The following is a 19033-nucleotide window of genomic DNA, read 5'->3' on the forward strand; positions in this document are numbered from 1 at the left end:
TTTATATCTAATGTTGGTATTACAAATCGCACTTGCTCATTTCTTTTTCAAATTAACTAGGGTGGTTGGCATACCGGCTGTGCAGCGGGCTTTTAACCCGCAGAAATAGGTTCGACCCCTATACCACCCACTAAACAATTAAAAATTTAAAATTTAAAATTCAAAATTAAGAAATGCAATCTTTAGTTAGCCTTTTGGCAATCGCTAACATGCAACTTGAATGTACTTGGGTTATGAATAGCAACTAGCGATCGCTAGTTGAGTATGTTGCAATAATACATCTTTATCCAAAGTATGTACGGGATATTGCGGTGTTACTGCCAGTAGTTTTTCAATTCTTTCTCTGGCTGCTTCTACGACTGCTTCATCTAAGCTACCGTTACTGAGCGAATCAGCAAAATCTTCAGCAATTCGATAAGTTCTTTCAATAGATGATGAATTAATATTACGCGACACAATAAACAGATCGCAGCCTGCATTAAATGACCGCGCCACAGTACCAGTTTTCATAAACATATCTGAGATCGCTTTCATATCCAAATCATCAGATACAACCACTCCCTCAAAGCCAAGTTCCTGTCTAAGTATGGTTTTGAGGATAGGCTGGGAAAGGGTTGCTGGCACATCAGGATCTATCTTGGGAAATAAGATATGGACAGTCATAATCAAAGGAATTTGTACTTCGATTAAGGCTTTGAAAGGTATAAGTTCTCGAAGTCGCAGGTCTTCTAGAGTTAAATTCAGTATTGGTAGCTCAATGTGAGAGTCTTTACTGGTGTCTCCATGTCCGGGAAAGTGTTTGGCACATCCCAAAATTCCGGAATCTCGAAGTCCAAGGTAATAGTCACGCGCACCTTGAGTGGCAGTTTCAGGAGTGTTACCAAAGGCGCGAGGCCCAATCACGGGGTTGTCGGGATGGGAAAAAATATCTGCTACAGGTGCCCAAGATAAATTTATTCCCAGTGATTTTAGTTCTATTGCTGTGGCTTTTGCTACTTCATAAGCGTGCGATCGCAGCAAAAAAGCGTGAGGAAAGCGGGTAATTGGCGATGGTGTACGAATTACACGACCTCCTTCATGATCGAGAGTGAGGAACATGGAATCACGTTCAGTATATTCTCGTATCTGGTTATTCAAATCCTTGAAGCTTTCCAGCCAAACCTGATATGGGGTGCCATCCAAAAAGTTCTTAGCAAAAAAGATCGCCCCTATCGGTTTTAATTCATTGAGTGCGCGTTTATCGTCATCGCTTAATGTAGTGCCGGAAATACCTAAAATTAAGTGATGTCCAAAGCGCCTTAGCTCCTGCGATACAGCCATAATCTTTTACCTGTTCAACCTAGAGAACATAAACATTTATCCTACACCCTTATAGAGAGAGGAAAGTTTTCTTTAAGTAATGCCCCTGATATTTCTTAATAGCAAATACACAAATTAGCCAAGAAATCAACTACTTGAGGACAACTTTTAAAATTAGCTATTTTCAGTCAAAGGAAATACTTTTGTTTCTCTAAATCACTTGCATGTAAATATAGATAAAGTGCACGCCGCAAAGCTATTGCCAACAATGGTATTGGCAATTTGTTTGGACAGGTGCGCATAGGTAAAATTCCCTTTGGCAAAAGTTTTTTGGGGAAGCGATCGCACAATAACTGCCAAATGTAACGGATTGCAACGTATAATGAAAACGATAAAACGGTTAAGAAATATTGAAGAGCAGTAGGGTTACATGCGAGTAGCGATCGCGGGAGCGGGACTAGCAGGACTTTCCTGCGCGAAATATCTTACAGACGCAGGTCACACACCCATTGTCTTGGAACGTCGAAACGTTCTAGGCGGTAAAGTGGCCGCGTGGAAAGATGCTGATGGAGACTGGTACGAAACAGGTCTGCACATCTTTTTTGGCGCATATCCGAATATGTTGCAGTTATTCAAAGAACTGGACATTGAAGATCGATTGCAGTGGAAAGAACACACAATGATCTTCAACCAGCCGGATGCACCAGGTACTTACAGCCGCTTTGATTTCCCAGATTTGCCAGCACCAATTAATGGTATAGTGGCGATTCTGCGAAACAACGACATGCTGACATGGCCAGAAAAAATCCGCTTTGGCATCGGATTATTGCCGGCCATGATTCAGGGGCAAAAGTACGTTGAAGAAATGGACAAATATTCCTGGACAGATTGGCTGCGTAAACACAACATACCAGAACGGGTCAATAAAGAAGTTTTTATTGCTATGGCCAAGTCGCTGAACTTCATCGGGCCAGATGAAATTTCGGCAACCATTCTTTTAACTGCCCTCAATCGTTTCCTCCAGGAAAAAAAAGGCTCGAAAATGGCCTTTCTGGATGGTTCGCCAACAGAACGATTGTGTCAGCCTCTAGTGGATTACATCACCGAACGCGGTGGAGAAGTCCGTTTGAATGCCCCTTTAAAAGAGATTTTGCTAAACGCCGATGGTAGCGTCAAAGGTTACTTGATGCGGGGGTTGAATGGAGACGAAGATGAAGTTTTCACGGCAGATTTGTATGTATCTGCCATGCCGGTTGACCCTCTGAAGGTGATTTTGCCAGCACCTTGGAAAGAAATGGAGTTTTTCCAAAAGCTAGACGGGTTGGAAGGCGTACCTGTGATTAACGTGCATTTGTGGTTCGATCGTAAACTTACGCAAATTGATCACTTGCTATTCTCGCGATCGCCCCTCCTAAGCGTTTATGCTGATATGAGCAATACCTGCCGTGAATACGCCAACCCCGAACGCTCGATGCTGGAATTAGTTCTAGCCCCGGCAAAAGATTGGATTGCCAAATCCGATGAGGAGATTGTGGCTGCAACTATTGCCGAGTTAGAAAAACTCTTCCCCGACCACTTTGGGGGAGACAATCCAGCAACATTGCTGAAATCTCATGTGGTGAAAACGCCCCGTTCAGTTTACAAAGCGACCCCTGGTCGTCAACAGTACCGTCCCTCGCAAACAACCCCCATTAGTAACTTCTATCTCTCAGGGGATTACACCATGCAACGCTACTTAGCCAGTATGGAAGGTGCCGTACTTTCTGGTAAGCTGACAGCGCAGGCGATTTCTGAGGCCCTCCCGGTAGCAAATTCCTCAAACCTGCAAACGCTCACCCGACCGCCCGCAACGAATGCTGCAACTGCCTGATTCCCCGCCGCGCATGAAAACGCTGGTCTCTGTAGACGAGTCATACAAACTTTGTCGGCATCTCACAGCAAAGTATGCCAAGACTTTTTACCTGGGTACTTTGCTGATGAGTCCGGTAAAACGTCAATCTATTTGGTCAATTTACGCTTGGTGTCGCCGTACAGATGAATTGGTGGATGGCCCCGCATCTGCTATTACCACGCCAGAAACCCTAGACCTATGGGAACAGCAGCTGGAATCGATTTTTGCGGGGCGTCCATTAGAAAATTACGATGTAGCTTTAGTTGATACCCTCCAGCGCTTTCCGATGGACATTCAGCCATTTCGGGATATGATTGCCGGTCAGCGCATGGACTTATATCGCAGTCGTTATGAAACCTTTGAGGATTTATACCTCTACTGTTACCGCGTTGCTGGCACTGTTGGCTTAATGTCAACATCAGTTATGGGTGTGGATAACACCATATATGCAGCACCGTGGCAACAGAACAAACAACCTTATATTCCCATAGAAGAAGCGATCGCTCTCGGAATTGCCAATCAACTCACTAACATCTTGCGGGATGTGGGAGAAGATGCCAAACGCGGACGGATTTACATTCCCCTAGAAGACTTGGCAAAATTCAACTATACCGAGCAAGACTTCTTCAAAGGTGTGGTAGATGAGCGTTGGCGGGCATTGATGCGCTTTCAAATTGACCGTGCCCGTCAATTTTACACCACGTCCGACCAGGGAATTACTTATTTAGCATCCGATGCCCGTTGGCCTGTATGGGCAGCATCAATGCTGTACGGTCAAATTTTGGAGGCGATTGAAGGCAACGATTACGATGTATTCAGTCAGCGGGCTTTCGTTCCCCAGTGGAAAAAGTTACGCACCTTGCCCATAGCTTGGATGCGATCGCAAGTCCTTTAAAAAATTAGTCATTTGTCCCTAGTCTTTAGTCATCAGTGTTTTATAGATAACCAACGACGAATGACCAATGACAAATGACTATTGACTCTTAAGAGCAAGTCTGGTAACATTGATATTCGTGAGTCAGGAGAGGTGGCTGAGTGGTCGAAAGCGGCAGATTGCTAATCTGTTGTACGGCAGGCAACTCCGTACCGAGGGTTCGAATCCCTCCCTCTCCGTTTTTCAGCTTTTGATACACAGAGTATATTCTGTGTAAAAAAGAAATACTAATATCGGCGTAAATATTTCTACTCCTAAAGATAGATGATATGATCTATCTTTTGGAATCTTGATAAGATCCAGCTAAGTTACAAATCTAGTTTGGATTTTATTTTTAGGCTCCTAAGTGTTTTGAGGAGTGAAAGTAATTTATGAGAAAAATTAGTGCCGCCTTAAGTTTAAGTATAGCTACCCTTGCGGCTGGGTTTCTACTTGGGGCTTGTGGTGATAACAGTAACCCCAACGGCACAGCTAACAACGGAAGTACCGCAACTCCAGCGGCAAACTCAACTACTACAAGCAGTGCTAAAGGACTAAAAATTGGTTCCCTGTTACCGACGACAGGCGACTTGGCTTCTGTAGGACAGCAAATGTTAGGTTCTATACCTTTACTGGTCGATACGGTCAACGCTTGCGGTGGGGTAAATGGCGAACCTGTTACTTTAGTGCAAGTAGATGACCAAACCGACCCGAAAGCTGGAGCTGCCGGTATGACCAAACTAGCAACTTTAGATAAAGTTGCAGGTGTCGTTGGCTCCTTTGCCAGTAGCGTTTCTAGTGCAGCAGTCTCCATTGCCACACCGAATAAAGTCATGCTGGTTTCTCCTGGTAGTACCAGTACCGTGTTTACCGAAAAGGCACAAAAAGGCGACTATAAAGGCTTTTGGGCACGTACAGCTCCCCCCGATACCTACCAAGCACTAGCCTTAGCCCAACTTGCTAACAAAAAAGGTTTCAAGCGAGTTTCTACAGTCGTGATTAATAACGATTATGGCGTAGGGTTTGAAAAAGCATTCGTGCAAACTTTTGAAAAATTGGGTGGAACTATAGTTAATAAAGATAAGCCTGTCCGCTACGATCCAAAAGCCCAGACATTTGATACAGAAGCGGCTGCTGCTTTTGCTGGGAAGCCAGATGCAGTCCTAGCTGTAATGTATGCGGAAACTGGTAGTCTGTTCTTGAAAGCCGCCTATCAGCAAGGTGTGGCGAAGGGAGTACAGATTCTGCTGACAGATGGGGTAAAATCACCTACTTTTCCCGAACAAGTTGGCAAGGGCGATGATGGTAAATATATTTTAACTGGAGCGATCGGTACAGTACCGGGTTCCGATGGTAAAGCACTAGAAGCTTTCAACAAACTGTGGAAGGATAAAAAAGGTGGTGCGCCAGGGGAATACGCTCCTCAAGCCTGGGATGCAGCTGCTTTATTAACATTGGCGGCGCAAGCGGCTAAGGAAAATACAGGCGTTGGTATAGCCAGCAAAATTCGGGAAGTTGCTGATGGCCCTGGCACAGAAGTTACTGATGTCTGCGAGGGACTAAAGTTACTTAAAGATGGTAAAAAGATTAACTACCAAGGAGCTAGCGGTAACGTAGATGTTGATGCTAACGGCGATGTCGTAGGTGTATACGATGTTTGGACAGTAGGAGACGATGGCACAATTAAGGTGATTGACAAAGTTACCCCTAAGTAGAAGTTAGGAGTGAAGAGTGAAGAGTGAAGAGTGAAGAGTGAAGAATTAGGAGTTAGGAGTGAAGAGTTATGAGTTATAAGTGAAACATTACGAACTCTTAACTTCTAACTCATAACTCCTAACTCTTAACTTTTAAAGCCCACTGAAGTTGTAACCAACTCCTAATAACAAGCCCACATCAGTTTGATCGAAGAATCCGGCATTGATAGCAGCTGTTGCCGTAAATTGAGAAGTTAGAGGCACATCTATCCCACCAGATACCAAAAAGGCAAATTGCGAATCATCACCAGTTTTGTAAGCTGCACCTACTCCGACGTAAGGTGCGATCGCTAATGGTTCGCTAAAAGCATCTGCTGGTTTAAAGGTAAAATCGTAGGTGATCGGAAGTAGAACTGTGGTGTTATCCCCAAATATGGCTGAGGGTCGTATTGATATAGAATTTGTCAGTCCGATTTTGCTAACTACCGCAAAGTTACCGTCGCCCAAAGACGTGTCACCACCACTCAAACCAATGTTAGCAGCGACGCCCAGATAGCTACTACCACCACTGGTAGTTCTACCTAAATCAATATCTGATTGCGCCACTTTGGTAGCAGATGGTTGAGCAGGAGTTTGAGAAGTCGGTTGTACAGGTTCAGAGGTTAGCGTTGCAGATGAGGTCGCCACTGTACCTGGAACAGGTGTAGGTGTTAAACTAGCGTTTTTCTGTATCGCAGCGTTAGGCGATTGCTCTACCTTAGTTAAATTTGTGACTGTAAAAGTTTCAGTTGTTTCTGTAGAGAGGTTTTGGCTAAACTCGTTGGGAGACGCTACGGTTGCGGAAGGTTCAGTTAATGGCTGATTGCTCAACTTGTTTACTGTCTGGGCGCTTGCAGATAAACCGCTACTCACGAATGCAAGAGTAGCTAAACTTGGCAACCAAAAAACACCTTTACGAAGAAAAATAGTATTCACGTTCACTCCTAAAACAATGTTGCCACGAAAAATAAAGGTTTTTGTTGATTTAAATCAACAAATTCGGGCAATATTCAAAATTTAACATCAAAAAATCGGTTTTACATCCTGAATTTCCTTGATTTCTCTAGTTAATATTTACTAGCAAAAAATTAAATTTTATAGTAATCCTGAATCACTCGCGAAAAACAGGATACCCAACAACTTTTACAAAATCATGGATTTGTGGGTTGTAATTTTCACAAATTAAATAGAATTGATATATTTATTTGAAATATCCTGAATTTGATAGATGACAAATAGTCTTTTTGCTTAAAATCAAGATAGTGTTTATTAAGGAGGCGATGCCTACGGCGGGCTGCGCCAACGCGATTGCCATCTGTTCCATGAAAGAAAGAAGTTTGTTAGTATAACTGCCTTATCACCAAAGGCAGTTAGATTGTGAAGTGATATTACAAAGCTTGCAAAAATATTTAGAAATTGCCTACAAGGCAAACATAGTTCTAACGTAGAACCTATTAGGAGAGACTTGAGGCAAATGTGATGAGCGAAAATAATATTCAAAAGTACCGGTTTGTCTGTACCCTGACTTTCGGTGATATCTACGGTCAAATAATTGTTTGGTTGATTACAATTACCCTAAGTTTGGCATCAGCCTTGGCGTTAATGGGTGCCAAGCGGCCCGTGTACGCTTTAGCAACAGCGGGTCTCGTTGTTCTGCTATCGCTACCTTTCTTGTTGTTCGCGTTTGTCACTACCTTGTTAAATCATATTGAAGTCAGTCCTGTAGGGCCAGGAACCAAAATGGAACCCATACCAGGTAATGTCTCTCAGCAACAACCTGTACAAGCAACTAGCTAACATAGTTAGGAGTTATGAGTAGAGACGCGATTAATTGCGTCTGTACAGGAGTTATGAGCCACTCTATCTGTGCCATAACTCTTTGTTTTTAACTTTTCACTCCTAATTTCAAAATTTGTTACAACCTCCCTGTATAGAAGCAGGGAATTTTTTTGTAGAGATGCTACTGTTACAACCCACTAGCTGATTAATCACGTCTCTACAATAGAACAGCAGTGGTTTGCAATCAGGGGGCTAATTATGCTGGAACACGATGTGATTATTGTCGGGGGCGGATTGGCAGGATGTCGCGCTGCTGTAGAAATTGCCCGCACTGACCCTAGTTTAAATATTGCTGTGGTTGCCAAAACCCACCCAATTCGTTCTCACTCGGTGGCGGCTCAAGGTGGTATGGCTGCATCGCTGAAAAATGTTGATTCCGAAGATAGTTGGGAAGCACACGCCTTTGATACTGTCAAGGGTTCTGATTACTTGGCAGACCAAGACGCTGTAGCGATTCTCGCCCAAGAAGCGCCGGATGTGGTGATTGACTTGGAACATCTCGGCGTTTTGTTCTCTCGCTTACCCGATGGGCGCATTGCCCAAAGGGCTTTTGGCGGACATTCTCACAACCGCACTTGTTACGCTGCTGACAAAACCGGTCATGCGATTTTGCACGAATTGGTTAACAATTTGCGGCGTTATGGGGTGCAAGTTTATGAAGAGTGGTACGTGATGCGTCTCATTTTGGAAGAAAATGAGGCTAAGGGTGTGGTCATGTTCCATCTTTTGGATGGACATATAGAGGTGGTGCGGGCTAAGGCGGTGATGTTTGCCACAGGAGGCTATGGTCGCGTTTATAACACTACCTCTAATGATTACGCTTCTTCGGGTGATGGTTTGGCAATGACTGCGATCGCAGGTTTGCCCCTCGAAGATATGGAATTTGTGCAGTTTCATCCCACTGGTTTATATCCAGTAGGGGTGCTGATTTCGGAAGCAGTACGGGGTGAAGGGGCGTATCTGATTAACAGTGAAGGCGATCGCTTTATGGCGAACTATGCCCCTAGTCGGATGGAACTAGCTCCTCGTGATATTACCTCACGAGCGATCGCTTACGAAATTCGCGCCGGACGTGGTATTCATCTCAATGGAAGTGCTGGCGGCCCCTTTGTCTATCTGGATCTGCGCCATCTAGGCAAAGAAAAAATTATGAGTCGCGTTCCCTTCTGCTGGGAAGAAGCCCATCGTTTAGTAGGTGTTGACGCAGTAACTCAACCGATGCCAGTCCGTCCGACAATTCACTATTGTATGGGTGGTATCCCAGTGAACATCGATGGTCAAGTTCGCAGTAGTGGTGATGGTTTAGTTGACGCTTTCTTTGCTGCGGGTGAAACATCTTGTGTTTCCGTACATGGGGCGAATCGTTTGGGGAGTAATTCACTATTGGAATGTGTAGTTTATGGTAAAAGAACTGGGGCTGCGATCGCCAAATTTGTGCAAAAACGGAAGTTACCTTCTGTAGATGAGCAACGGTATCTAACAGAAGCCCAGCAACAAATTCAAGCTTTGCTAGAACAACCAGGACAGTACCGCATTAACCAAGTCCGTGAAGCTTTTCAGGATTGTATGACTGAGTACTGCGGTGTTTTCCGCACTGAGGCATTAATGACTGAAGGCTTGCAGAAATTAGAAGAAATACAACAAAAATACCCGCAAATTTATTTAGATGACAAAGGTAGTTGCTGGAATACGGAACTCGTGGAAGCTTTGGAATTGAGAAGTTTGATGGTAGTAGGGCAGACCATTTTGGCATCAGCCCTAAATCGCCAAGAAAGTCGTGGCGCTCATTTCCGCGAAGATTATTCCCAGCGAGATGATACGAACTTTCTCAAACACACAATGGCTTACTATTCACCAGCAGGAATTGATATTCAATATCGACCGGTAGCGATTAATATGTTTGAGCCAAAAGAGCGGAAGTATTAGCCAAAGGTAAATTTATATGAGAAATCGAGGTGATTACAAAAATTTTGTTCACCTCGATTAAAAATATGAAATTATTAAGTTATCAATCAGAACCTAATTGTTTCTGAATCACAGCTATTATCTTTTCTTCCCAAGCCGGATCGTTTAATTGTATTGCAGCATCACGATGACGAGATTTTCGTCTATCCATGTAAGCATAAAAGGCTTCCTTATCATCCTTGTGGGTGATAAAGTAACTTTTTAGCTCTTGGTCGCTCATTGCTGCATAGTTTACCTTATTCATGGTTCTGTACTACCATCTGGTGTAATTTCTAGCTCTATTTCTTCATTTTGCCCAGCTAATATAAAGCCCAAAAGATAGCGAATTAACAGAGAAAATCTTTTGAGTGTAGAGTTAGCTACAGAAACTACCCTCAAGCATCTAAGATATTATTGATCCGAAAAAAACTAATTATACGATTACATTTGCTAAATCCCAGATTCAGCAAGTGCGAAGATATTTTCTGTATGGCATAAAATTCTTACTATAAAAACAAGATTTTTATTTAAAATATGAGCAATTCACAAACTTGGTACATTGTCAAGCGTTCTGCTGGAAACTGTGAAATTATCTCCAGCGACCAACTTGGCGATGATAATCTAGAAATTATAGAACAGTGGGGGCCTTTTAGTTCGCAAGAAGAAGCGATCGCTCGACGTGTCGGACTTATTAGGGCTGGAAAATGCAAACCAGTTTAAGTTAGTAGTTAGAAGTTGACAGTGATGGACTTTATTCCTAACTCCTCACTACTCACTCCTAACTTTATTCCTAACTCTTCATTTTTCTGCTGTAGGTGTGCCCTGAGCAGCAATTTTTTTACCTATCACTTCCACCGCTTTAGCGAATTGAGGGTCTGCAAGAGTCGCGAGTTTGTCGCGTTCATGGAGCCACAAATCTTCCATCTGCTTTTTGCTCAAATCCACCTTCACATCTGGCGAAATGCCTTTGTGATTGATATCCGTACCATTGGGGGTATAGTAATGAGCAATTGTCACCGCTAATCCTGAACCATCTTCCAGGGGACGCACTGATTGCACTAGTCCCTTACCAAAGGTTTGAGTACCGACCAAAGTAGCACGCTTATTATCCTGCAAAGCCCCTGAGAGGATTTCACTGGCACTAGCGGAACCTTTATCTACCAGCACCACCAAGGGTTTATTTGTTAACGCTTTTCCGTTTGCCTCTTCCTTTTCTGCCTCTCCTTGGCGTTCAACAGTGGAGACAATCTTACCTTTATCTATCCACATCCGAGCAATATCGACACTGGAGAAGAGTAAGCCGCCTGGATTACCACGCAGATCGAGAATATATCCAGCTACCTTTTTGCTTTCTAAATTTTTGATAGCGGTTTGCATTTCTTTACCAGCATTGGCACTGAACTGGTTCAAACGGATGTAACCAAGATTGCCTGCTGGAGTTTTCTTTTCAGAAAACTTAACTGGATGGATTTCAATTCGCGCCCGTGTAATATCAAATTGTTTTATCTGCTTGTCGCGTTGAATAGTCAAGTTGACTTTCGATCCTGCTTCACCTCTAATCAAGGATACTGCCTGGTTAGTATCCATCCCCTTGGTATCTTTGCCGTCAATTTTGAGGATGATATCTTTTGCCAAAACACCAGCTTTAAAGGCTGGTGTATCTTCGATTGGCGCAATTACAACCAATTGCTTGGTTTTTTCATCCTGACTAATGGTGATCCCAATCCCTGTCAATTCTCCAGAGGTATCCACCTGCATATTCTTGAATTCCTCTGGACTCATAAACCGGGTGTATGGGTCATCTAGCTTTTTCAGCATTTCCCGAATGGACTTATATGCATCCTGCGGATTACTGTAGGACTTGCTCAAGTATTCCTTACGAACAGCTTGCCAATCTACCTGATTAAAAGTACCGTCGACATATTGGCGCTGAACAATTTGCCAAACTTCATCTACTAATTCTTTAGGACTTGCTTTAAATAAAGCCTGACCTCGCGAATGAATGCCAAGGCTAGTAACAGCAATCGTGGAGAGTGTAACTGCCGTAGCACCCAAAACAAGCCTATTTTTTGTAATCACCATAATGACAGCTGCGTCAGAGGGAAAATAATATAGTCAGTATGCTCAATCTAACACAGGCTACCACTGTACAGACCGAGTATGTATCCTTAATTTAAACAAAATACTTGACAATCCGGCGACCTTGATGGTTAAAAGATACAAAGTTTTTGGGGATTGGGTATGGGGCATTGGGCATTGGGCATTGGGCATTGAGAAGAGACAAGGTAGACAAGGAAGAAGGGGAAGATAAGGAGAGACTTGTTCAATAATTCCCTGTTGTCCCCCCTTGCCTCCCCTGCTCCCCTGCTCCCTTTAAGGTTCTACCCAGCGTTCATCTGCCTTAATGAGGTTAATTAATTCCTCTACACCTTTATCTTCTGGGACTTTTTTAATTTCTTCTCGACCACGATACAAAGAAATATAACCAGGTGTTTTGCCAACATACCCATAGTCGGCATCTGCCATTTCTCCGGGGCCATTGACAATACAACCCATCACTGCAATATCTAGTCCAGTTAAGTGTTTAGTGGCTTCCCGGACTTTGTGCAGTACTTCCTCTAGATTAAACAAAGTGCGCCCACAGGAAGGACAAGCGACGTACTCCACCATCGTTTTTCGCAATCCCAAAGCTTGGAGAATGCTGTAACAGACGGGAATTTCTTTTTCTGGTGCTTCTGTAAGTGAGACGCGAATTGTATCGCCAATGCCATCAGCAAGTAAGGTAGCAATACCAGCCGTAGATTTAATTCGCCCGTATTCGCCATCACCGGCTTCCGTAACGCCTAAATGTAGCGGATAATCCATACCCAGTTCATCCATGCGCTTGGCTATCAGGCGATAGGCGGCTAGCATCACGGGTACTCGTGAGGCTTTCATGGAAATTACCAAGTTGCGGAAATCCAAGGATTCACAGATGCGAATGAATTCTATGGCAGATTCCACCATTCCTTCGGGGGTGTCACCGTAGGTAAATAGCATCCTTTCTGCGAGGGAACCGTGATTTACCCCAATTCGCATAGATTTACCTTGATCGCGCAAAGAAACTACCAGAGGTTCTAGGGTTTCGCGGATTTTATCGCCAATTTCGTCAAATTCGGATTTAGTATACTCGGTTCGATTGACGTTGGGCTTTTCAAAGACATATAACCCCGGATTAATCCGCACTTTTTCTATGTGCTTGGAGACTTCCACGGCGATTTTTAGTCCGTTGTGATGGACATCAGCCACAATGGGCACATCTTGGTAAGTTTTAATTAATTTTTGTTTAATTTCTGCTAAAGCTTTAGCATGAGCCATACTCGGCACTGTGACGCGGACAATTTCGCAGCCTATTTCGTGCAGACGACGAATACCAGCCACGGAACCATCAATATCAAGGGTGTCTTCGTTAATCATTGACTGCACTACAACGGGGTAGCCACCGCCAATGGTGACATTTCCTACCTTTACGGGGCGGGTTTTACGCCGCTTGATAGTTGTATCAAAGGTAGGTTGGCTTGATGTAGTATTTGAAGTATCTACTATGGGCAGAGTTTGCATAACCTGATTAGGTAAATTTGCTGTCGTTAAAATATCAGATTTGATAAATCTCTGTTTCCCAGATTGCCACAGGTGGTGGCTCTTTGGGACGATTAGGTAGAAAAAAAAGGAAAATAAGACAGGCAAAGAAATAAAGAGCAATTTAAAGGTTTTGCTCACTTGTAAAGATATATTGCTGAAAAATTATTTTAACTGAGTAGCTTGAGTAGCGATCGCGCAGCGTTCAGCAGCAAAGCTTAAGGAAGCGATCGCTTTATTATTGAGTTACAAATATTACTATTAATTCAGTAATTATATGACCCAACCTGCAATATCTGTAATATCAAGTTCGGGTGATTACTTATAATAAAATCTATCAATGTAGGTTGGGTTGAACGCCAGTGAAACCCAAGATGAATATGGATCAAATGTTGGGTTTCGTTCCTCAATCCAACCTACAGATATTAGAAGTGTTTAACCTAACCTGATATAATTAACTCAATTCCTGATGATGCGATTTTAATTACAACTATACTCTGTAAGTATCCAATTCTCAAGCCTCATAGATGTAAGTAATGGAAATTAATACAAATGGTGAATAAATTATTGATCGTCATCATCAAAAGTTAATTCGTCATTATCTAAATCTAATAGATAATCAATCTCTTCAGGATCTTCAACCTTATGTAGTTGATTTTCTTCAATTCTCTTTTCTGGCATGATAGTGTTGTATAAGATAGCGCCCTGCAAGTCTGTATATCTCAAATAAGTATCTCGCAAGTCTGTATTTGTGAGGTTAGCATTCCTTAAGTCTGTGTGTATTAAGTTAGCACCTCTTAAATTACTGCCACTCAGATTTACACCTTGTAAGTCAAGACCGCTGAAATTACAACCGCTAAAATCTAGTCCACTTAAGTCAGCACCGGGATATATGCGAATTACACCTGGTGGATCGTTTGCTGCTGTGTCTTTAAAACCATCAGAATTATAGTAAATAGCGTCAGTTAAATCTGCTTCACAGTTATTTATTTCATTGGTATCGTCAACATATAAAACAGTACGCTTAAGATAAACTTTTTTCAAGTAATGCTTAAATTCGACTACAAACCAATTATCAATATTTGCTTTTTCCCACTTAGTATCACTGAGATTTACACCCTGCAAACCGATTTCTCTTAATCGAGCCTGACTCAAATCAGCACCAGTTAAATTAGAACCTTCAAAAGATGACTGAAATGCATACATACCTCTCAAGTTAGCACCTGTTAAATTGCATTCATCAATGCGAGTATGATCTAGGTGAACTTCACTCAGGTTAGCTTCTTGCAAGTTGCTACAAATGATATCAGCATAGTGTAAATCAACATTACTGAGATTTGCTTTACTGAGGTTGACACCATACAACTCAACACCTTTTAGTTTGGCACGACTAAGGTCAACTCCTGAAAAGTCTCTCTCACCTGCGGCATAGCGTTTGAGTAATTCATCTCGGTTCATAAGAGCGATAACTTCGTTAAGCTTTGCTAACGCTAAATTTATTTAATAATACAAATATACTATTAAGCAAGGAAAATGAGGAGCGATCGCTCCTCATAGCAGCTAAATTAGACTTATCATCAAATTCTTTGACGCCCATGCTAGAAAAAACATCTACATTCCAGAAAGCCATAGAAGCCGTAGAAGCATTAGATCCAGAAGCTCAGGCTATTCTTGTAGATATTATCCAAAAACGCCTCAAACAACAGCGGCGGGATGACTTATTAAAGGCGGTTGCAGAAGCTCGTGAAGCCTATGCTAAAGGGGAAGTACGTAGTGGAACTGTTGCTGATTTAATGGCGGAGTTAGATGATTGATGCAACTGCTATGGAGTGCAAGATTTATTCGAGATTTTAAGCGTTTAGCCCGTCGAAATCCAGAATTACGCTCTGTAGTTGAGCAAAGATTACAGCAACTTGCCGAAGATCCGTTTTACGCTGGTTTGCGTACTCATAAACTTAAAGGGGATTTATTGGGTACATGGGCTTGTTCGATAGACTACAATAATCGGATTCTATTTGAGTTTGTTCCTCATCCCGATTCTGGGGAATTAGTAATTTCTTTGTTGACCTTAGGTTCTCATGATGATGTTTACTAAGGTAACGCTAGACTTGAGAAAATTGGGGGATTGAAATCATAGATGTTATTACAGAATAAAAGCGGCTGTAATTATGAACACCCAAATAACACCCCAACTACCAATTCCCCCACATTTTAATCCTGAAGAAGTCGGCGAAGTCTGGCGCGTACCTTACCAAGAACGTGCCGCCGAAGCTGAAATCTGGGCAAAACAACACGATATCAAACCTGCATCTTTAGATAAAACTCGTATTTGCCTACTATTAATTGATGTCCAAAACACCTTCTGCATCCCTGGATTTGAACTATTTGTAGGTGGAAAATCTGGGAAAGGAGCGGTGGATGATAATGTCAGATTATGTGAGTTTATCTATCGCAACTTGGGAGTAATTACAAAAATTGTACCTACTCTAGATACCCACACAGCAACCCAAATCTTCCATCCGATCTTTTGGGTGAACGCTGCGGGACAACATCCCACCCCAGCCGCGACTAGCATTACACCAGCAGATATTGAACAAGGTATTTGGAAAGTCAATCCAGCAGTTGCTGACACTGTTACTAATGGCAATTATGAATTATTAGAAAAACATACTTACCATTATGTTAAGCAACTAAGTCAAGACGGTAAATATCCCCTCACAGTTTGGCCTTATCATTCTATGTTGGGTGGTATTGGTCATGCTTTAGTTCCATCGGTAGAAGAAGCGATATTTTTTCACGGTATTGCTCGTCAGAGTCAGACGCAATTTGAAATCAAAGGTGAGAATCCCTTAACAGAAAATTACTCTATTTTGCGTCCAGAGGTGTTGGAAGATTTTGAGCAACGTCCACTTGGTCAAAAAAACACGCAACTGATTCAGCAACTTTTAGAATTTAATACTGTTATTATTGGTGGTCAAGCTAAAAGTCATTGCGTCGCCTGGACAATTGACGATTTATTAACAGAAATTAAACAGGTAGATGCTGCCCTTGCTCAAAAAATCTATTTGCTAGAAGATTGCACTTCTCCTGTTGTTGTTCCTGGTGTTGTGGACTACACAGAACAGGCAGATGCAGCATTTAAAAGGTTTGCAGAAGCAGGAATGCACATCGTAAAATCTAGCGAAAATATAGCATCTTTTTTTTAACGCAAAGGATCGCAAAGGTTTCGCAGAGGAACACAGAGATTTCCTCTGCGTTTCAAAACTAACTTCATTTTTTCAAATAGCCCTTTGGATCTTCTGCTACCCAACCCAGAGATGAACTAGAACGCACTTCAAAATGGAGGTGCGGTTGACTGGAACTTGGTTTTCCACTAGTGCCTACTGTTCCCAGTAAGTCTCCTTTTTTCACTTGCTGACCGACAGTAACTTTGATGCTATCAAGCTGGGCGTAGCGGCTTTGAAGTCCGCCACTGTGGTTAATAATGACCAATTTGCCATAAGAACCTCGATCGCTGGCAAAGGCTACAGTTCCAGGTGCGATCGCTACCACATTACTACCAACTGGTGATAATAAGTCAACACCACTGTGGAAGAAAACTTCACCTGTCGCCGGGTCTATTTGCCAGCCGTAAGCTAATCCTACAGTTGCTATTTGCGCTAAGGGATATCCCGACAAAGAAGCACGGTTTGGTGTACCTGCATCAGTAGGTAAAGGGGACTTAGTTACAACACCATTGGGCGACCAATTTACCCCCGGAACAAACACGATTCTGGGGTTTTGTTGGCAGCCATTCACCTCAAACAGGCTATCAGCGCGAACTTTGTATTGTGCTGCCACTTGTCGCCAAGTTTGACCGCGAGGCACTTCGACTACAATCCCATTGTAGGGAGGAATCTGAAGCACACTGCCAACAGCAGCAGTTGCACCATTCTGCAAAGCTGGATTCATGCCAATAATAGTTGTCGGAATGAGATTGTAGCGCTGCGCTATGCTCTCCAAAGTTTCGCCACGAACAACTTTATGGCGTTGGAAGCGAGATAGGGCTGGAGTTGAGCAACCACTTACAGCAGCGTTAGCACTGTTTGAGTATGGCAGTATGCTTACTAGGCCCAAGGCGCTTAAGCTACAGAGAAATAGTTGACGAAAGGGTAAAGTCATGTATAAAGGTCAATAGCGCATTAACTTTAGATTTTAGATGGGAAGAATGGGAATTGGGGAGCAGGGGAGCAGAGGAGCAGGGGAGACAAGGGGGACAAGGGGACAAGGGCGAATTATTGAAAATCTCTCCCAAGTCTCCCCTTCTTTCTTGTCTTTTTTGTCTCTTCTCCATGCCCAATGCCCAATTCCCAATGCCCAATCCCCAATGCCCAATCCCCAATGACAAATGCCCAATCCCTAATTTCTCGTAAATTGATCTGTCCACTTGCCGTTCGCTTGACTACACTTAGAAATTAGCAACTGCATTGCTGTTCTTGAGCAAAACAATTATGAAGTTATCCTTAAAGCAACTGGCGGTTTATGTGTTTTTACTGGTAATTGGCGGTGGTGCAGGTTTGTTTGGCAGTCGCTATTTCATTCCCCAAAATCGCTCGTTCCAACAGCTAAAAAATGTAACAATGGCTTCGCCTCCAGAATCCATAGTTCCAAATTCTCCTAACGGAGCTATTGGGCTTACTGGTGGCGACAACGTGAATTTTATTGCGACGGCAGTGCAAAAAGTTGGCCCGGCTGTAGTGCGAATTAATGCGACTCGCAAGGTAGCCAATCCTATCTCTGACGCTTTGAAAAATCCCATCTTGCGGCGATTCTTCGGAGAGGATGACCAACCAATTCCTCAAGAACGCATTGAGCGCGGTACAGGATCGGGATTTATTTTGAGCGATGATGGAGAATTACTCACCAACGCTCATGTAGTAGCAGATACAGATACAGTGCAAGTTACCCTCAAAGATGGTCGCAGTTTAGAGGGGAAAGTGGTAGGAGTTGATTCTGTGACAGATGTGGCGGTAGTGAAAATAAAAGCGAATGATTTGCCGACGGTAAAACTGGGCAATTCACAAAACTTGATTCCAGGGCAATGGGCGATCGCTATTGGCAATCCTCTAGGTTTAGATAATACTGTCACTATCGGTATCATCAGCGCTACCGATCGCACTAGCACTCAAGTTGGTGTTCCCGATAAGCGAGTCAGCTTTATCCAAACTGATGCCGCTATTAACCCTGGTAATTCTGGTGGCCCCTTATTAAACGCTCAAGGCGAGGTGATTGGTATTAACACAGCCATCCGCGCTGATGCTCAAGGACTCGGTTTTGCCATCCCCATCGAAACCGCCGCCCGCATCGCTAATGAACTTTTTACTAAAGGGCGTGTAGAACATCCCTTCTTGGGTGTTGAAATGGCAGACCTGTCTCCTATCAGAAAACAGCAGATTAATCAAGAAAATCAACTGAATATTCAGCAGGATGCTGGAATTGTGATTAAAGGAGTCACAGATGATTCCCCAGCCAAGCGTGGAGGACTGCTTCCTGGAGACGTGATTCAAAAAATTAACGGGAAACCAGTCAAAACTTCAGCCCAAGTTCAGAGGCTGGTAGAGTCGAGCAAAGTTGGAGACATAATAGCGATCGAAGTCAACCGCAGTGGTAAAGTTCAAACCTTCAAAGTCCAATCAGGAGCTTATCCTGAAAAGAACTAGTCAAAATCATTCGTAATTTCTAGAGAGGGTCATTCCGAATTACGAATTAGTGATTATTTGGTCAATAGTCTCAGAATGTTTGACTAGCGACTATTAA

At 43.0% G+C, this 19033-nt stretch carries 18 protein-coding genes and 2 tRNA genes; 12 read left to right on the plus strand and 8 right to left on the minus strand.

Features of this window, described 5'->3' with window-relative positions; all coding sequences use genetic code 11:
* Window positions 1-59 precede the first annotated feature (59 nt).
* Window positions 60-130, plus strand: a tRNA-Lys gene (locus RMX89_RS14965).
* 101 nt (window positions 131-231) lie between these two features.
* On the opposite strand, the gene RMX89_RS14970 is transcribed toward RMX89_RS14965, so the two are convergent.
* Window positions 232-1320, minus strand: coding sequence for a glycoside hydrolase family 3 protein (locus RMX89_RS14970; RefSeq protein ID WP_322689456.1), 1089 nt, complete (start codon window positions 1318-1320; stop codon window positions 232-234).
* 409 nt (window positions 1321-1729) lie between these two features.
* Here RMX89_RS14970 and pds point away from each other — a divergent pair, with 409 nt between their 5' ends.
* The 4 genes from pds (at window position 1730) to RMX89_RS14990 (ending at window position 5818) form a co-directional block, all read left to right on the plus strand.
* Complete coding sequence (pds, locus tag RMX89_RS14975) at window positions 1730-3169, plus strand: 15-cis-phytoene desaturase (protein ID WP_322686345.1); 1440 nt, start codon at window positions 1730-1732, stop codon at window positions 3167-3169.
* Entirely contained in the window at window positions 3153-4085 is a 933-nt protein-coding gene (gene crtB / locus RMX89_RS14980; RefSeq protein WP_322671778.1) for a 15-cis-phytoene synthase CrtB, read from the plus strand. Before pds ends, crtB begins: the two co-directional genes overlap by 17 nt.
* Before the next feature lie 126 nt (window positions 4086-4211).
* Window positions 4212-4303 (plus strand) — tRNA-Ser (locus RMX89_RS14985).
* 192 nt (window positions 4304-4495) lie between these two features.
* Window positions 4496-5818, plus strand: a complete 1323-nt coding sequence (locus RMX89_RS14990; protein WP_322671777.1) for an ABC transporter substrate-binding protein — start codon at window positions 4496-4498, stop codon at window positions 5816-5818.
* Window positions 5819-5950: 132 nt separating this feature from the next.
* Here the strand turns inward: RMX89_RS14990 and RMX89_RS14995 are convergent, their stop codons facing one another.
* The gene (locus RMX89_RS14995; protein ID WP_322689457.1) at window positions 5951-6772 is read right to left on the minus strand and encodes a hypothetical protein; all 822 of its coding nucleotides are present in this window, start codon (window positions 6770-6772) and stop codon (window positions 5951-5953) included.
* Between the two features lie 543 nt (window positions 6773-7315).
* Between RMX89_RS14995 and RMX89_RS15000 the strand changes: the two genes are divergently transcribed.
* Both RMX89_RS15000 and RMX89_RS15005 read left to right on the plus strand, forming a co-directional pair.
* Window positions 7316-7633 (plus strand): hypothetical protein, encoded by a 318-nt coding sequence (locus RMX89_RS15000; protein WP_099102821.1) that lies wholly within the window; start codon window positions 7316-7318, stop codon window positions 7631-7633.
* A gap of 240 nt (window positions 7634-7873) precedes the next feature.
* Window positions 7874-9601, plus strand: coding sequence for a succinate dehydrogenase/fumarate reductase flavoprotein subunit (locus RMX89_RS15005; protein ID WP_322689458.1), 1728 nt, complete (start codon window positions 7874-7876; stop codon window positions 9599-9601).
* Window positions 9602-9683: 82 nt separating this feature from the next.
* Here the strand turns inward: RMX89_RS15005 and RMX89_RS15010 are convergent, their stop codons facing one another.
* A complete protein-coding gene (locus tag RMX89_RS15010) occupies window positions 9684-9884 on the minus strand; it encodes a DUF6887 family protein (protein WP_322689459.1) in 201 nt (66 codons plus the stop codon).
* On the minus strand, window positions 9881-10018 hold the full coding sequence (locus RMX89_RS15015) for a hypothetical protein (RefSeq protein ID WP_322671773.1): 138 nt from the start codon (window positions 10016-10018) through the stop codon (window positions 9881-9883). The genes RMX89_RS15010 and RMX89_RS15015 overlap by 4 nt, the downstream gene beginning before the upstream one ends.
* 135 nt (window positions 10019-10153) lie before the next feature.
* Here RMX89_RS15015 and RMX89_RS15020 point away from each other — a divergent pair, with 135 nt between their 5' ends.
* Entirely contained in the window at window positions 10154-10339 is a 186-nt protein-coding gene (locus RMX89_RS15020) for a DDE transposase family protein (RefSeq protein ID WP_322671772.1), read from the plus strand.
* A gap of 78 nt (window positions 10340-10417) precedes the next feature.
* Here RMX89_RS15020 and ctpC read toward each other — a convergent pair whose 3' ends face one another.
* The 3 genes from ctpC to RMX89_RS15035 all read right to left on the minus strand — a co-directional run bounded on the left by ctpC (window position 10418) and on the right by RMX89_RS15035 (window position 14695).
* Window positions 10418-11701 carry a carboxyl-terminal processing protease CtpC gene (ctpC, locus tag RMX89_RS15025; RefSeq protein ID WP_322686340.1) on the minus strand — a complete coding sequence of 428 codons (1284 nt, stop codon included), beginning with the start codon at window positions 11699-11701 and terminating at the stop codon, window positions 10418-10420.
* A 291-nt stretch (window positions 11702-11992) separates the two neighbouring features.
* Window positions 11993-13219, minus strand: coding sequence for a (E)-4-hydroxy-3-methylbut-2-enyl-diphosphate synthase (gene ispG / locus RMX89_RS15030; protein ID WP_322689460.1), 1227 nt, complete (start codon window positions 13217-13219; stop codon window positions 11993-11995).
* Between the two features lie 582 nt (window positions 13220-13801).
* Window positions 13802-14695 (minus strand): pentapeptide repeat-containing protein, encoded by an 894-nt coding sequence (locus RMX89_RS15035; RefSeq protein WP_322689461.1) that lies wholly within the window; start codon window positions 14693-14695, stop codon window positions 13802-13804.
* Between the two features lie 23 nt (window positions 14696-14718).
* Between RMX89_RS15035 and RMX89_RS15040 the strand changes: the two genes are divergently transcribed.
* The 3 genes from RMX89_RS15040 (at window position 14719) to RMX89_RS15050 (ending at window position 16443) form a co-directional block, all read left to right on the plus strand.
* Complete coding sequence (locus RMX89_RS15040; protein WP_322689462.1) at window positions 14719-15051, plus strand: hypothetical protein; 333 nt, start codon at window positions 14719-14721, stop codon at window positions 15049-15051.
* A complete protein-coding gene (locus RMX89_RS15045; RefSeq protein WP_322671767.1) occupies window positions 15051-15332 on the plus strand; it encodes a type II toxin-antitoxin system mRNA interferase toxin, RelE/StbE family in 282 nt (93 codons plus the stop codon). Before RMX89_RS15040 ends, RMX89_RS15045 begins: the two co-directional genes overlap by 1 nt.
* A 73-nt stretch (window positions 15333-15405) precedes the next feature.
* Window positions 15406-16443, plus strand: coding sequence for an isochorismatase (locus RMX89_RS15050; protein WP_322689463.1), 1038 nt, complete (start codon window positions 15406-15408; stop codon window positions 16441-16443).
* A gap of 64 nt (window positions 16444-16507) precedes the next feature.
* Here the strand turns inward: RMX89_RS15050 and RMX89_RS15055 are convergent, their stop codons facing one another.
* On the minus strand, window positions 16508-17398 hold the full coding sequence (locus RMX89_RS15055; RefSeq protein WP_322689464.1) for a M23 family metallopeptidase: 891 nt from the start codon (window positions 17396-17398) through the stop codon (window positions 16508-16510).
* A 329-nt stretch (window positions 17399-17727) separates the two neighbouring features.
* On the opposite strand from RMX89_RS15055, the gene RMX89_RS15060 reads away from it, so the two are divergent.
* The gene (locus tag RMX89_RS15060; RefSeq protein ID WP_322689465.1) at window positions 17728-18936 is read left to right on the plus strand and encodes an HhoA/HhoB/HtrA family serine endopeptidase; all 1209 of its coding nucleotides are present in this window, start codon (window positions 17728-17730) and stop codon (window positions 18934-18936) included.
* Window positions 18937-19033: the final 97 nt, after the last annotated feature.

The sequence above is a fragment of the Nostoc sp. DedSLP04 genome (assembly GCF_034530775.1).
Classification (GTDB): Bacteria; Cyanobacteriota; Cyanobacteriia; order Cyanobacteriales; family Nostocaceae; genus Nostoc.

Coding starts and splice junctions, on each gene's coding strand:
- RMX89_RS14970 (WP_322689456.1), bottom strand. CDS start 1,320: ATGGCTGTATCGCAGGAGCTAAGGCGCTTTGGACATCACTTAATTTTA.
- pds (WP_322686345.1), top strand. CDS start 1,730: ATGCGAGTAGCGATCGCGGGAGCGGGACTAGCAGGACTTTCCTGCGCG.
- crtB (WP_322671778.1), top strand. CDS start 3,153: ATGCTGCAACTGCCTGATTCCCCGCCGCGCATGAAAACGCTGGTCTCT.
- RMX89_RS14990 (WP_322671777.1), top strand. CDS start 4,496: ATGAGAAAAATTAGTGCCGCCTTAAGTTTAAGTATAGCTACCCTTGCG.
- RMX89_RS15000 (WP_099102821.1), top strand. CDS start 7,316: ATGAGCGAAAATAATATTCAAAAGTACCGGTTTGTCTGTACCCTGACT.
- RMX89_RS15005 (WP_322689458.1), top strand. CDS start 7,874: ATGCTGGAACACGATGTGATTATTGTCGGGGGCGGATTGGCAGGATGT.
- RMX89_RS15010 (WP_322689459.1), bottom strand. CDS start 9,884: ATGAATAAGGTAAACTATGCAGCAATGAGCGACCAAGAGCTAAAAAGT.
- RMX89_RS15020 (WP_322671772.1), top strand. CDS start 10,154: ATGAGCAATTCACAAACTTGGTACATTGTCAAGCGTTCTGCTGGAAAC.
- ctpC (WP_322686340.1), bottom strand. CDS start 11,701: ATGGTGATTACAAAAAATAGGCTTGTTTTGGGTGCTACGGCAGTTACA.
- ispG (WP_322689460.1), bottom strand. CDS start 13,219: ATGCAAACTCTGCCCATAGTAGATACTTCAAATACTACATCAAGCCAA.
- RMX89_RS15035 (WP_322689461.1), bottom strand. CDS start 14,695: ATGAACCGAGATGAATTACTCAAACGCTATGCCGCAGGTGAGAGAGAC.
- RMX89_RS15045 (WP_322671767.1), top strand. CDS start 15,051: ATGCAACTGCTATGGAGTGCAAGATTTATTCGAGATTTTAAGCGTTTA.
- RMX89_RS15050 (WP_322689463.1), top strand. CDS start 15,406: ATGAACACCCAAATAACACCCCAACTACCAATTCCCCCACATTTTAAT.
- RMX89_RS15055 (WP_322689464.1), bottom strand. CDS start 17,398: ATGACTTTACCCTTTCGTCAACTATTTCTCTGTAGCTTAAGCGCCTTG.
- RMX89_RS15060 (WP_322689465.1), top strand. CDS start 17,728: ATGAAGTTATCCTTAAAGCAACTGGCGGTTTATGTGTTTTTACTGGTA.